Origin of the sequence: Mycobacterium sp. (assembly GCF_032162605.1) — a bacterium.
GTDB lineage: Bacteria > Actinomycetota > Actinomycetes > Mycobacteriales > Mycobacteriaceae > Mycobacterium.
This window is the reverse complement of sequence record NZ_JAVROT010000270.1, coordinates 1-12,135: the sequence shown is the minus strand read 5'-3', so window position 1 is coordinate 12,135 and position 12,135 is coordinate 1. Positions and strand designations below refer to the sequence as shown.

The 12,135-nt window shown below is 66.8% G+C and carries 13 protein-coding genes and 1 pseudogene; 7 read left to right on the top strand and 7 right to left on the bottom strand.

What is annotated here, in order from left to right; translation table 11 throughout:
- On the bottom strand, positions 1-290 hold a 290-nt coding region (locus tag QOI01_RS15990), incomplete at its 3' end, for a hypothetical protein (protein ID WP_526382535.1).
- Positions 291-506: 216 nt separating this feature from the next.
- On the opposite strand from QOI01_RS15990, the gene leuA reads away from it, so the two are divergent.
- Both leuA and QOI01_RS15980 read left to right on the top strand, forming a co-directional pair.
- Complete coding sequence (gene leuA / locus QOI01_RS15985) at positions 507-2,327, top strand: 2-isopropylmalate synthase (protein ID WP_526382533.1); 1,821 nt, start codon at positions 507-509, stop codon at positions 2,325-2,327.
- A 47-nt stretch (positions 2,328-2,374) separates the two neighbouring features.
- A complete protein-coding gene (locus QOI01_RS15980; protein WP_526382531.1) occupies positions 2,375-2,761 on the top strand; it encodes a hypothetical protein in 387 nt (128 codons plus the stop codon).
- Between the two features lie 120 nt (positions 2,762-2,881).
- Here the strand turns inward: QOI01_RS15980 and QOI01_RS15975 are convergent, their stop codons facing one another.
- Entirely contained in the window at positions 2,882-3,871 is a 990-nt protein-coding gene (locus QOI01_RS15975) for a DEDDh family exonuclease (RefSeq protein WP_526382529.1), read from the bottom strand.
- Between the two features lie 99 nt (positions 3,872-3,970).
- Here QOI01_RS15975 and QOI01_RS15970 point away from each other — a divergent pair, with 99 nt between their 5' ends.
- Positions 3,971-5,191 carry a MurT ligase domain-containing protein gene (locus QOI01_RS15970; protein ID WP_526382527.1) on the top strand — a complete coding sequence of 407 codons (1,221 nt, stop codon included), beginning with the start codon at positions 3,971-3,973 and terminating at the stop codon, positions 5,189-5,191.
- Between the two features lie 50 nt (positions 5,192-5,241).
- Positions 5,242-5,943 carry a type 1 glutamine amidotransferase gene (locus QOI01_RS15965; RefSeq protein WP_526382537.1) on the top strand — a complete coding sequence of 234 codons (702 nt, stop codon included), beginning with the start codon at positions 5,242-5,244 and terminating at the stop codon, positions 5,941-5,943.
- A 61-nt stretch (positions 5,944-6,004) separates the two neighbouring features.
- Here the strand turns inward: QOI01_RS15965 and QOI01_RS15960 are convergent.
- The 4 genes and pseudogenes from QOI01_RS15960 to QOI01_RS15945 all read right to left on the bottom strand — a co-directional run bounded on the left by QOI01_RS15960 (position 6,005) and on the right by QOI01_RS15945 (position 8,244).
- A pseudogene (locus QOI01_RS15960) lies at positions 6,005-6,819 on the bottom strand (putative endonuclease domain-containing protein).
- A gap of 46 nt (positions 6,820-6,865) precedes the next feature.
- Positions 6,866-7,264 carry a hypothetical protein gene (locus tag QOI01_RS15955; protein WP_526382525.1) on the bottom strand — a complete coding sequence of 133 codons (399 nt, stop codon included), beginning with the start codon at positions 7,262-7,264 and terminating at the stop codon, positions 6,866-6,868.
- A 34-nt stretch (positions 7,265-7,298) separates the two neighbouring features.
- On the bottom strand, positions 7,299-7,910 hold the full coding sequence (gene recR / locus QOI01_RS15950) for a recombination mediator RecR (RefSeq protein WP_526382523.1): 612 nt from the start codon (positions 7,908-7,910) through the stop codon (positions 7,299-7,301).
- Position 7,911: 1 nt separating this feature from the next.
- Positions 7,912-8,244 (bottom strand): YbaB/EbfC family nucleoid-associated protein, encoded by a 333-nt coding sequence (locus QOI01_RS15945; RefSeq protein ID WP_526382521.1) that lies wholly within the window; start codon positions 8,242-8,244, stop codon positions 7,912-7,914.
- Positions 8,245-8,353: 109 nt separating this feature from the next.
- On the opposite strand from QOI01_RS15945, the gene QOI01_RS15940 reads away from it, so the two are divergent.
- On the top strand, positions 8,354-9,127 hold the full coding sequence (locus tag QOI01_RS15940; RefSeq protein WP_526382519.1) for an Rv3717 family N-acetylmuramoyl-L-alanine amidase: 774 nt from the start codon (positions 8,354-8,356) through the stop codon (positions 9,125-9,127).
- On the opposite strand, the gene QOI01_RS15935 is transcribed toward QOI01_RS15940, so the two are convergent.
- Positions 9,124-9,564 carry an SRPBCC family protein gene (locus QOI01_RS15935; RefSeq protein WP_526382517.1) on the bottom strand — a complete coding sequence of 147 codons (441 nt, stop codon included), beginning with the start codon at positions 9,562-9,564 and terminating at the stop codon, positions 9,124-9,126. The genes QOI01_RS15940 and QOI01_RS15935 overlap by 4 nt on opposite strands.
- Before the next feature lie 89 nt (positions 9,565-9,653).
- Between QOI01_RS15935 and QOI01_RS15930 the strand changes: the two genes are divergently transcribed.
- Both QOI01_RS15930 and QOI01_RS15925 read left to right on the top strand, forming a co-directional pair.
- On the top strand, positions 9,654-11,033 hold the full coding sequence (locus QOI01_RS15930; RefSeq protein WP_526382515.1) for an FAD-binding oxidoreductase: 1,380 nt from the start codon (positions 9,654-9,656) through the stop codon (positions 11,031-11,033).
- Positions 11,030-12,135: SAM-dependent methyltransferase (locus QOI01_RS15925; RefSeq protein ID WP_526382513.1), on the top strand; the 1,106-nt coding region annotated here is incomplete at its 3' end. The genes QOI01_RS15930 and QOI01_RS15925, both read left to right, overlap by 4 nt.

Here is a 12,135-nt window from a genome sequence, read left to right as displayed (position 1 = left end):
ACGAACGTCGACGCGGCGCAGCCTCGTGGATCGAAGAAGATCTCCGTTCCGTCGCGTTCGGTGCGCAGACCCGTCCCGTCGGCCATGTCGTAACCGTGCGGTGCGACCGACACGCGAACGTGCAGATCGGCGTAGTCGTCGCGCCGCAGGGTGAAGTGACACTCGTAGGGGTCGGACCCCTCGGCGTCCCAGCCGTCGACGCGGGATGCCACCTCGACACTGGCGAACCGGTCGTCGGTCACCCCGGCCACCTTGATGTCGACGTCGCACTCGCCACCGAAACTGCACACAGATCGTCGAAGTCCTCGAGAACGCGATCTCCCCGCAGGCTCGGGCTATGGCATGCAACTTTGGGACCCGCGGCCTTCCGGAGTAGAGTGTTCTGCGTGCAGCGGACGCTCCTCCTCGGACGCCGCGACGGGGTCTGATCCAGACTGGCTTCCCGTCGCGGGTGGTCTTGATGCGCCGGTCTGAATTTCTTCCAGACAGAATCCGGAGCGACAACCGTGAACAATCCCAATCCCCATTCGATCGACGCCTACACGTCTGCGCGCACCATCAGCACTCCCGCGGGCCCGGCCAACCCCGGCCAACCCGCCTGGAACACCCAGCGCGCGACGTCGATGCCGGTCAATCGGTACCGCACGTTCGCCGCTGAAGTTCCAGGGGGAGACCCTCCTGCGCCGTTCGACCGCACCTGGCCCGACCGCGTCGTCGAAACGGCACCGATGTGGTGCGCGGTCGATCTGCGCGACGGCAACCAGGCCCTGATCGACCCGATGAGTCCGGAGCGCAAACGGCGGATGTTCGACCTGCTGGTCCGCATGGGCTACAAGGAGATCGAGGTCGGCTTCCCGTCGGCATCACAAACCGACTTCGACTTCGTCCGCGAGATCATCACCCAGGGCGCGATCCCCGACGACGTGACGATCCAGGTTCTGACCCAGTGTAGGCCCGAGCTGATCGAGCGGACCTTCGAGGCCTGCGCGGGCGCGCCGGCGGCGATCGTGCACTTCTACAACTCGACGTCGATCCTGCAGCGGCGCGTGGTGTTCCGCGCCGACCGCGATGCGGTCAAGGCCATCGCCACCGACGGCGCCAGGATGTGCGTCGCAGAGGCCGCCAAACATCCTGATACGCGGTGGCGTTTCGAATACTCCCCCGAGTCCTACACGGGCACCGAGCTGGAGTACGCCAAGGAAGTGTGCGACGCCGTGTCTGAGGTGATGCAGCCGACATTCGATTCACCGCTGATCGTCAACCTCCCCGCCACCGTCGAGATGGCCACCCCCAACGTCTATGCGGACTCGATCGAGTGGATGAGCCGCAACCTGGCCCGGCGGGACTCGATCATCCTGAGCCTGCACCCGCACAACGATCGCGGAACTGCCGTGGCCGCAGCCGAATTGGGTTACCAGGCGGGTGCCGATCGCATCGAGGGCTGCCTGTTCGGCAACGGCGAGCGGACGGGCAACGTGTGCCTGGTGACCCTGGGGCTGAACCTGTTCAGCCGCGGCGTGGATCCCCAGATCGATTTCTCCAACATCGACGAGATCCGCCGCACCGTCGAGTACTGCAACCAGCTGCCGGTGCACGAAAGGCATCCGTACGGCGGTGATCTGGTCTACACCGCGTTCTCCGGCAGTCATCAGGACGCCATCAACAAGGGCCTGGACGCGATGAAGGTCAGTGCCGACAAAGAAGGCACAGCGGAGTCCGACCTCTTGTGGCAGGTGCCCTATCTGCCGATCGACCCGAAGGACGTCGGTCGCACCTACGAAGCCGTGATCCGGGTGAATTCTCAGTCCGGCAAGGGTGGCGTCGCGTACATCATGAAGGCCGACCACGGACTGTCACTGCCGCGACGGCTGCAGATCGAGTTCAGCCAGGCGATCCAGAAGATCACCGACGGGGAGGGCGGCGAGGTGTCCCCCAAGGAGATGTGGGACGTCTTCGCCGACGAATACCTGGCACCGATCAGGCCGCTGGAGCGCATCCGCCAGAAGGTCGACGCCGCCGAGGTCGACGGGGGAACCGACGCCATCACCGCAGTCGTGAAGATCGACGGTGTCGAGACGGAGATCGCCGGTAAGGGCAACGGCCCACTGGCCGCGTTCGTGGACGCCCTTGGCACCGTGGGATTCGACGTATCGGTACTCGACTACTCCGAGCACGCCATGTCCTCCGGTGAGGGCGCCAGGGCGGCCGCTTACGTCGAGGCGTCGGTCGGCGGCAAGACCGTGTGGGGCGTTGGCATCGCTACGTCCATCACCACTGCGTCTCTGAGAGCTGTAGTTTCCGCTGTCAACCGTGCGTCCCATGATTAACTGACGCTCGCGCACACCGCGCCATCGGCGACGTTTGAGGAGTAGACGTGAACTGGGGCTCGACTTGGGATTTTCTGTGGCACTTCCTGATCATCTTCGCGTGGGTCGCGTACCTGTTGGTGCTATTCCAGATCCTCTCGGACCTGTTCTGGCGCGACCACAAGACATCGGGCGTAGTGAAGGCGATCTGGGTGATCTTCCTGTTCCTGATCCCGTGGCTGACCGCATTGGTGTACTTGATCTTCCGCGGTCAGGGCATGTCGGAGCGGGCGCGCGAGGCCGCCGCTGCGGCAAAGCAGCAGACGGACGACTACATCCGCCAAGCCGCCGGGCGGTCGCCCGCCGAGGAGATCGCGCACGCCAAGGAATTGCTCGCAGCCGGCACGATCACCCAGGGCGAGTTCGACTCGTTGAAGGCGAAGGCACTGACCTAGTCGGTGCGAAGTGGGTACTGAATCAGCTCGGCATCAGCTCGGCATCAGATCAGCCCGGCCGGGTCTCCCGTGCCGGGCTGATTGCTCAGAACGCCAAGATCACTTAGACCGCCAGATCACTTAGAACAGGGTGAACTGGTCGCCGCTGAGCGTCGCGTCGGTGAAGTCTTCGACTCCGGTACCACCCACGATGCGTGCCACCAGCGTCATGAAGTCCGCATCTCTGAGCAGCGGAACCCCCATCTCGCCGGCCTGATAGCCACGCCCCTGCCCGGGCTCCAGCTCGTCACAGATCACCAATGACGTTTGCTGGTCGACGGTGTCGGCGTACGCCAGACCGGCGTGCAGAATTCGCTCGATGAGTTCCTCGTAGGTGTGCGTCACCTCCGACGAGAGCGCCACCCGCATGCCCTGCACCAGGGGTCTGCCCGCCACGAACCGGCCCGGATTCTGGAAGTCGCACGGCAGCCGCGCCGCGATCGACTTGAGGGGCAGCAGCTCCTCGTGGGTCACCTGCCCGTTGGGCCAGCACCGCCTCTTGACCGGGCGCACCGGCAACCACGCCTTGCGGTCGTGGGCACCGGCGAGCGCCGGTTTCAAGATCTGCGCGAGGACGAGTGCGTCGTCCAGAGCATCGTGAGGGCGCATCTGGGTGACTCCCCAATGCGCAGCGAGTGTCTCCAGCCGGAGGTTCTCGATGCCAAGCGCCAGTCGGCGCGACAGCTCCACGGTGCACATCACGGTGTCGACGGGCAGCTCGGCGCCGACGAGTTCGGCCTCGGCGGCCAGGAACGCGTAGTCGAAGCCCACGTTGTGCGCCACCAGCGTGCGACCTTCGAGCACGCCGTTGAGCTCGCCGACGACGTCGCCGAACGTCGGCTGCCCCTCCAACATCTCGGTGGTCAGCCCATGGACGTGGGTGGGGCCAGGATCGACACCGGGGTTGAGCAGGCTGGAGAAACTGCCCTCGACGTTGCCGTCATCACCAAGGGCCAGAGCTGCGACGCTGACGACGCGAGCCTGCCGCGGGTTAAAGCCCGTCGTCTCGACGTCGACCACCGCCCAGCCCGAACCGGGCTCGGTGGCCGGTCGGCCGAACGTTTGGCTCACGTTTCGAGGATGGCACGGTCCTCGGACATTCTTGGCCAAGGCCGGACTAGGAGACGCCGCGTGTCGCCCACCTAGTTTTCCCCTCTTAGACTGCCGAGGATGGTTACCGCTCGTGGACGGCTCGCGCTCGGTACGGGCGCTGCGGCCCGCTGGGCATCGCGTGTCACCGGCCGCGGTGCGGGGGCGATGATCGGCGGCCTCGTCTCCATGAAGCTGGACAAGTCGATCCTGAGCCAGGTCGGTGCCGACCGCCGCACCGTCGTCGTAACCGGCACCAATGGCAAGTCGACCACCACCAGGATGACCGCCGCAGCGCTCGCCACCATCGGTCCGGTCGCCACGAACGCCGAGGGCGCGAACATGGACGCGGGCCTCGTCGCGGCGCTCGCCGGTGCGCCGAAGGCAGAGCTCGCCGCACTGGAAGTCGACGAGATGCACGTGCCGCACGTCGCCGACGCCGTCAACCCGTCCGTGATCGTCCTGCTCAACCTGTCCCGCGATCAGCTCGACCGCGTTGGTGAGATCAACCACATCGAGCGGACGCTGCGGGACGGGCTGGCACGCCATCATGGCGCCGTCGTCGTGGCCAACTGCGACGACGTCCTCATGACGTCGGCGGCCTACGACAGCCCCGACGTGGTGTGGGTGGCCGCGGGCGGCGGTTGGGCCAACGACTCGGTGAGCTGCCCGCGCAGCGGCGAGATCATCGTGCGCGAGGGGTCGCACTGGTACTCGACGGGCACGGATTTCAAGCGGCCGCCGCCGCAGTGGTGGTATGACGACGACAACGTCTACGGGCCGGACGGCCTGAACTTGCCGATGACCCTGGCGCTGCCCGGCGCGGTGAACCGGGGCAACGCCACCCAGGCGATCGCCGCCGCGGTCGCGCTCGGTGCCGATCCCGCGGCTGCGGTGGTCGCGGTCTCAGGCGTCGACGAGGTGGCGGGCCGCTACCGGACCGTGCGGTTGGGTCAGCACACCGCTCGCGTGCTGCTGGCCAAGAATCCGGCGGGCTGGCAGGAGGCTCTGTCGATGGTCGACAAGCACAGCGCGGGCGTCGTGATCGCCGTCAACGGGCAGGTACCCGACGGCGAAGATCTGTCCTGGCTGTGGGACGTCCGCTTCGAGCACTTCGACGACACGGCCGTCGTGGCCGCCGGTGAACGGGGCACCGACCTCGCGGTCCGCCTCGGGTACGCGGGCGTCGGCCACACCTTGGTGCACGACACCGTCATGGCCATCGCGTCGTGCCCGCCCGGGCACGTCGAGGTGATCGCGAATTACACGGCGTTCCTGCAACTCAACCGGCGGCTTCCGTGATCCCAGGGGGCAGGAGCGAAGCGACCGGGGCGAAGTCGACCGAGTCGACCATCCGGATCGGGCTGGTGCTGCCCGACGTCATGGGCACCTACGGCGACGGCGGCAACGCCGTCGTCCTGCGACAGCGGTTGCGGCTGAGGGGTTTCGACGCCGAGGTGGTCGAGATCACGCTGGGCGATCCGGTGCCGGACTCGCTGGACCTCTACACGCTCGGCGGGGCGGAGGACTACGCCCAGCGGCTGGCGACCAAACACCTGATCCGGTATCCGGGCCTGCAGCGGGCGACCGAGCGTGGCGCTCCGGTGCTGGCGATCTGCGCGGCGATTCAAGTGCTCGGCCACTGGTACGAGACCTCGTCGGGGGAGCGGGTCGATGGCGTCGGAGTGCTCGACGTGACCACGTCACCGCAGCCGAAGCGGACCATCGGCGAAGTGGTCTCGCAGCCGTTGCTACCCGGCCTCGACCAACGGCTCACCGGCTTCGAGAACCATCGCGGTGGAACGGTTTTGGGCGTGGCCGCCGAACCGCTCGCGAAGGTCGTCACCGGGGCGGGCAACCGCGACGGTGACGGCGTCGACGGTGCGGTGCAGGGCAGTGTCGTCGCCACCTACCTGCACGGTCCGTGCCTGGCGCGCAATCCCCAGCTGGCCGACCACCTGCTGTCCCGCGTCGTCGGCGAACTGGCGCCCATCGAGCTCGCGGAGGTCGATCGGCTGCGACGGGAACGGCTCGCCGCGCCGCGCCGCGTCTAGCGGCCCGGCCCCCGCGAGACATGAACGGTGGCGGCGTCCACCGGCGTGTCGCCGCCACCGTTCATGTTTCGTGATAACCGCGGCTAGCGAGCGCCAGACGGATACGGTCCAAGACGTCCATCGGGTGGTCCACCGCGAGGACCCGAATGACCATCCAGCCGTTGCGTTCCAGCATCCGCAGCCTGCTGATGTCCTTGCGATACTGCTTGCGATCCGTGCGATGTCCCCCGCGAGCGTTGGGTGCCCCCAGGTCGCCGTCGTACTCCGCGGCGACCATGTACTCCTGCCAACCTAGGTCCAGGTAGGCAAGCGGGTAGTAGTCGCCGTTGTGAACCATCAACTGCGCCTGGGGTTTCGGAAGCCCGGCATCGAGTACCAGCAGTCGCAACCAGGTCTCCTTGGGCGACTCACCACCGGCATCCATTAACGCAATCGCAACTCGCGCTCGTCGGGCGCCGCGAGTTCCGCGACGGCGAGCGAGCAACAATTCGACGTCTGCAGCCGCAATGCCCGTCGCATGGGCAAGCGCATCTAGCCGGGCCACCGCATCGTCACGCCCTAGATGACGACCGAGATCGAGCGCGGTGCGGCCTTCGACGTCACGGTGATCCCATCGACGACCACGATCTCGTCGGTCTCGACGAGTTCGTCGTCGCCCACCCAGCGGGCTCCATGGAGCGCCGACGCGGCGACCCCCGCCACGACCCCACGCTCCTTCGACCAGAGCCATGCTGCCCGCGCCCTGTCCTCCGTCGTCATGTCCGTGAACTCCGGCACGTACACATCGGGGTGGACGGACTCGAACCGGGTGCGGAGGCGATGACGGGTCAGCCGGCCATGCCCCACCGCCCGACTGCCTGAAAAGACTTCTGTCATGGCCGCACGATGACACCAGCCACCGACAGCTCGCGAAACGCGAAACTCAGAGGCCGAGATCGCGGAGGAACTCCGGCTTGTAGGCCTCGAGGATCACATAGCTCGGGTCGGGAACGGGAGTGTCCGGTGCGTCGTCGGTGACGGCGTCGCCACCGGTGGGGTCGACCCACTCCTGCGCATCCGCATTCCACCGGCTCACGGTGTATTCGGCGGTGATGTCGTCTGCCTGGACGAGTTCACGAACGTTGCGCTCGGCCTCGCGGGCGTCCTGCAGGCTGTGCGTATAGAGCTGGATCCGGTTGCCGTCCCGCGTCACCGTCACCCGGCTGCCTAGCCGCTTGCGTGCCTCGTCGTCCACGTCCAGCGACCGCAGCCGCTTCCAGAACGAAAGGTGATGCTCCTGGTCACCGAGCTCGACCTCGACCTTGAATTCCTCGTCCGGCATGAGCGACACCCTACTCAGCTGGTGGCAGCGGGGATCAGGCCATGGCGCGGCGGCCGGTGAGCGCCCGCCCGAGCGTGAGTTCGTCGGCGAACTCCAGATCCCCGCCCATCGGCAGGCCCGAGGCGATGCGCGTCACGGACAGCCCGGGAATGTCGCGCAGCATGCGCACCAGGTACGTCGCCGTCGCCTCGCCCTCGGTGTTGGGGTCGGTGGCGATGATCACCTCGGCGACGTCGACCCCGTCGACCCGTTCGCCAATTCTGTTGAGCAGCTCACGAATTCGCAACTGCTCGGGCCCGATGCCGGACAGCGGGTCCAGCGCACCGCCCAGCACGTGATAGCGACCGCGGAACTCCCGCGTGCGCTCGACGGCCTGCACGTCCTTGGGCTCCTCGACGACGCACACCAGCGAGGCGTCCCGGCGGGAGTCCGAGCAGATGCGACAGCGATCGTCGTCGGAGACGTTGCCGCACACCGAACAGAACTTCACGCCGTCGCGGACCTTGCCTAGCACGGCAGTCAACCGGTCGATGTCGGGCGGCTCAACGGACAACAGGTGAAAGGCGATGCGCTGCGCGCTCTTCGGCCCAATACCCGGCAGCTTGCCCAGTTCGTCGATCAGATCCTGGACCGGCCCCTCGAACAAGTCAGAGCCCCGGAACGTTGAGGCCGCCGAGGCCGCCTGCAAGCGGACCCAGCTTGCTCTGTGCCATCAGGGTGACCTGACGGGCCGCGTCCTGGACGGCGCCGACGATCAGATCCTGCAGCGTCTCGACGTCATCCGGGTCGACGACCTTCGGGTCGATCGCGACGCTGATCACCTCACCACTGCCCTTCATCGTCACCTGAACCAGACCGCCGCCGGCCTGGCCGTGCACCTCCGCGACGGCGAGGGTTTCCTGCGCCTCCATCAGCTGCTGTTGGACCTGCTGGGCCTGCGCAAGGAGCGCCGACATGTCGGGCGGTTGGCCGGGCTGCATGACGGTCCCCTTGCGTGTTGGTACCAGGTTGGTATCGACTTGATTGCTGTCGTCCGCACGTGGCGTTTTGCCCTTCAAGCCTAGTCGCCCCCCGGGCTACGTTGGCGCCGTGCACGTACCTGCCTGCCTGCGTGTCGGCGCCGCTCTGGCTGTCGGCCTCATCATCGCGGCGTCCGCCGGACCCATCGAGGTCCCGGCCGCCGTTGCCGCCCCCACCAGCATCGCCGGGATGATCGTGTTCCTCGATCCCGGACACAACGGCGCCAACGACGCGTCCATCAGCAAGCAGGTCCCCACGGGGCGGGGCGGCACGAAGGACTGCCAGGCCAGTGGGACGTCGACCAACGACGGCTATCCCGAGCACACGTTCAACTGGGAGACGGTGCTGCGCATCCGCCAGGAGCTGACCAACCTGGGGGTGCGCACCGCGATGTCGCGCGGTGACGACACCGGGCTCGGGCCGTGCGTGGACGAGCGGGCCACGATGGCCAATGCGCTGCGCCCCGATGCGATCGTGTCGATCCACGCCGACGGCGGCCCGGCCACCGGCCGCGGCTTCCACGTCAACTACTCGTCCCCGCCGCTCAACGCCGCGCAGTCCGGGCCGTCGGTCCAGTTCGCCCAGACCATGCGGGATCAGCTGCAGGCCGCCGGCCTGATGCCCGCCAACTACATCGGCCAGGGCGGGCTGTACCCGCGCGCCGACCTCACCGGGCTGAATCTGGCTCAGTATCCGTCGATCCTGGTCGAGATGGGGAACATGAAGAACCCCGCCGATTCGGCGCTGATCGAAAGCCCCGATGGCAGGCAGAAGTACGCCGACGCCGTCGTGCGCGGGATCGCCGGCTTCTTGGCGACCAGGCCCCCGCGGGCCGTCGCCTAGCTGCCCTCGACCTGCTTCTTGAGGTTGTCAAGCACCTCGGCCTGGATCTTGCGGAGGCCCAACGGCGCGAACGTCTTCTCGAAGAAGCCCTTGACTCCGCCCGCGCCCTGCCAAGCGGTCTTGACCGTGACCGACGAACCGGGTCCGGCGGGAGCGACGGTCCAGTTGGTCACCAGCGTCGAGTTGGCGTCCTTTTCGATCACCGTGTGTCCAGCTACGTCGACGCTGGCCTTGACGTCCCGGACGCGCGATTCGGTCGCCTGCAGTTTCCACGTGGCGACGGTGCCCGCACCCTGCCCGCCCTCGAGGACCTGATAGCCGCTGTAGTGCGAGGACAGGATCTTCGGGCGAACCGTTTGATAGTCCGCGACCGCCGTGAGGACGGCATCCGGCTCGGCGTTGATCAGAACAGTGCTTGAGGCGCTGACCAGTCCCATCGGAGAAGGCTCCTAGATAAGGGGATGAACGGGAGTGATCCCGGGTCGGTGCGGTCGCATCGGGTGCAACCGAGGTCTAGCGTATATGTGTGACTGTTGCACGGATCGAAGCGCAGTCCGCCCATGCGGCAGGCGTGGAGAGACTGCTGGCGAGCTACCGCGCCATCCCACCAAACGCCACCGTGCGACTGGCCAAGCCCACGTCGAACCTCTTTCGCGCCCGCGAGAAGGCGACGGCCAAGGGTCTGGACGTGTCCGGTCTGACGGGGGTCATCTCCGTCGATCCCGACGCCCGCACCGCAGACGTCGCGGGTATGTGTACATATGAGGACCTGGTCGCCGCCACGCTGCCGTACGGGTTGTCGCCGCTCGTGGTGCCGCAGTTGAAGACCATCACCCTCGGCGGCGCGGTGACGGGGCTCGGCATCGAGTCGGCGTCGTTCCGCAACGGCCTGCCCCACGAGTCGGTGCTCGAGATGGACATCCTCACCGGGTCCGGTGAGATCGTGACGGCCAGTCGAGACCTGTGCTCGGATCTCTTTCATGCCTTCCCTAATTCCTATGGCACCCTGGGCTATTCGGTTCGCTTGAAGATCGAGCTGGAGCCGGTGAAGCCTTTCGTGGCGCTGCGGCACCTGCGATTCACGTCGCTGCCGGAGATGGTCGCCACCATGGACAGGATCGTCGACACGGGCGGCATCGACGGCTCACCGGTCGACTACCTCGACGGTGTGGTGTTCAGCGCCGACGAGTCCTACCTGTGCCTCGGCGTGCGGACGTCGACGCCAGGCCCCGTCAGCGATTACACCGGCCAGGACGTCTATTACCGGTCGATCCAACACGCGAGCGGCGAGAAGCACGACCGGCTGACCATCCACGACTACCTGTGGCGCTGGGACACCGACTGGTTCTGGTGCTCGCGGGCGTTCGGTGCTCAGAACCCGACGATCAGGCGGTTCTGGCCACGGCGCTTCCGGCGCAGCAGCTTCTACTGGAAGCTGATCGCGTACGACCGCCGCTTCGACATCGCCGACCGCATCGAGAAGCGCAGTGGCAGGCCCCCGCTGGAGCGCGTGGTGCAGGACATCGAGGTGCCGATCGGGCGCACCGCCGAATTCTTGGATTGGTTCGGTGAGAACGTGCCCATCGAGCCCGTGTGGCTGTGCCCGCTTCGGCTGCGCGACGACACAACCTGGCCGCTGTACCCCATTGCCGGGCATCAGACCTACGTCAACATAGGCTTCTGGTCATCGGTGCCGGCCGGCGCGTCAGAGGGTGAAGCGAACCGCCTGATCGAGGAGAAGGTCAGCGAGCTCGACGGCCACAAGTCCCTGTACTCCGACGCCTACTACTCGCCCGAGGAGTTCCGCGGGCTCTACGGCGGCGAGACCTACAACACGGTCAAGAAGGCCTACGACCCAGACTCACGTCTGCTCGATCTGTATGCGAAGGCGGTGCAAAGAAGATGACGACCTACAAGGAAGAATCGACCCAAGCGGCGACTGGCAAGCTCACGCTCGCCGAAATCCTCGAATTGCTCGCCGCAGGCAACGATCTCCCGCTGAAGTTCACCGCATACGACGGCAGCTCGGCGGGCCCCGAGGATGCCGAGATCGGCCTCGATCTGCGTACCCCGCGAGGTACCACCTACCTGGCCACCTCACCCGGCGAATTGGGCCTGGCCCGTGCGTACGTCTCCGGTGACGTCGTGCCGCACGGCGTTCACCCCGGCGATCCGTACGAGTTGCTGCGCGCCCTCGCTGACAAGCTCGACTTCAAGCGACCGTCGGCGCGGGTGCTCGCCAACATCGTTCGGTCGATCGGCTTCGAACACCTTCGGCCGATCGCCCCGCCGCCGCAGGAAGCGCTGCCACGCTGGCGTCGCGTGGTGGAAGGATTGCGGCACAGCAAGTCTCGCGACGCCGATGCCATCCATCACCACTACGACGTGTCGAACACGTTCTACGAATACGTGCTCGGCCCTTCGATGACCTACACCTGCGCGGCCTATCCCGACGTGGACGCCAGCCTTGAAGAGGCGCAGGACAACAAGTACCGGCTGGTATTCGAGAAGCTGCGCCTGCAGCCCGGCGACCGCCTGCTCGACGTGGGTTGCGGCTGGGGCAGCATGGTGCGTTACGCCGCGCGTCACGGTGTGAAGGCCATCGGCGTCACGCTGTCGAAGGAACAGGCGGCGTGGGCGCAGAACGCCATCGCCGAGGAGGGCCTGTCCCACCTGGCCGAGGTCCGTCACGGTGACTACCGCGACGTCCGCGAGTCCGGGTTCGACGCGGTGTCCTCGATCGGGCTGACCGAGCACGTCGGGGTGCACAACTACCCGTCGTACTTCCGCTTCCTCAAGTCCAAGATGCGCACCGGCGCTTTGCTTCTCAACCACTGCATCACCCGGCCGGACAACCGCGCCGGGGCGACGGCGGGTGGTTTCATCGATCGCTACGTGTTCCCCGACGGGGAGCTCACCGGGTCGGGCCGCATCATCACCGAGGCTCAGGACGCCGGCCTCGAGGTGGTGCACGAAGAGAACCTGCGCCACCACTACGCGATGACGTT

What these genes read in the sequence shown, in the direction of transcription:
- QOI01_RS15970 (WP_526382527.1), top strand. Translation starts at nt 3,971, where the DNA reads ATGGTTACCGCTCGTGGACGGCTCGCGCTCGGTACGGGCGCTGCGGCC.
- QOI01_RS15955 (WP_526382525.1), bottom strand. Translation starts at nt 7,264, where the DNA reads ATGCCGGACGAGGAATTCAAGGTCGAGGTCGAGCTCGGTGACCAGGAG.
- QOI01_RS15945 (WP_526382521.1), bottom strand. Translation starts at nt 8,244, where the DNA reads ATGCAGCCCGGCCAACCGCCCGACATGTCGGCGCTCCTTGCGCAGGCC.
- QOI01_RS15935 (WP_526382517.1), bottom strand. Translation starts at nt 9,564, where the DNA reads ATGGGACTGGTCAGCGCCTCAAGCACTGTTCTGATCAACGCCGAGCCG.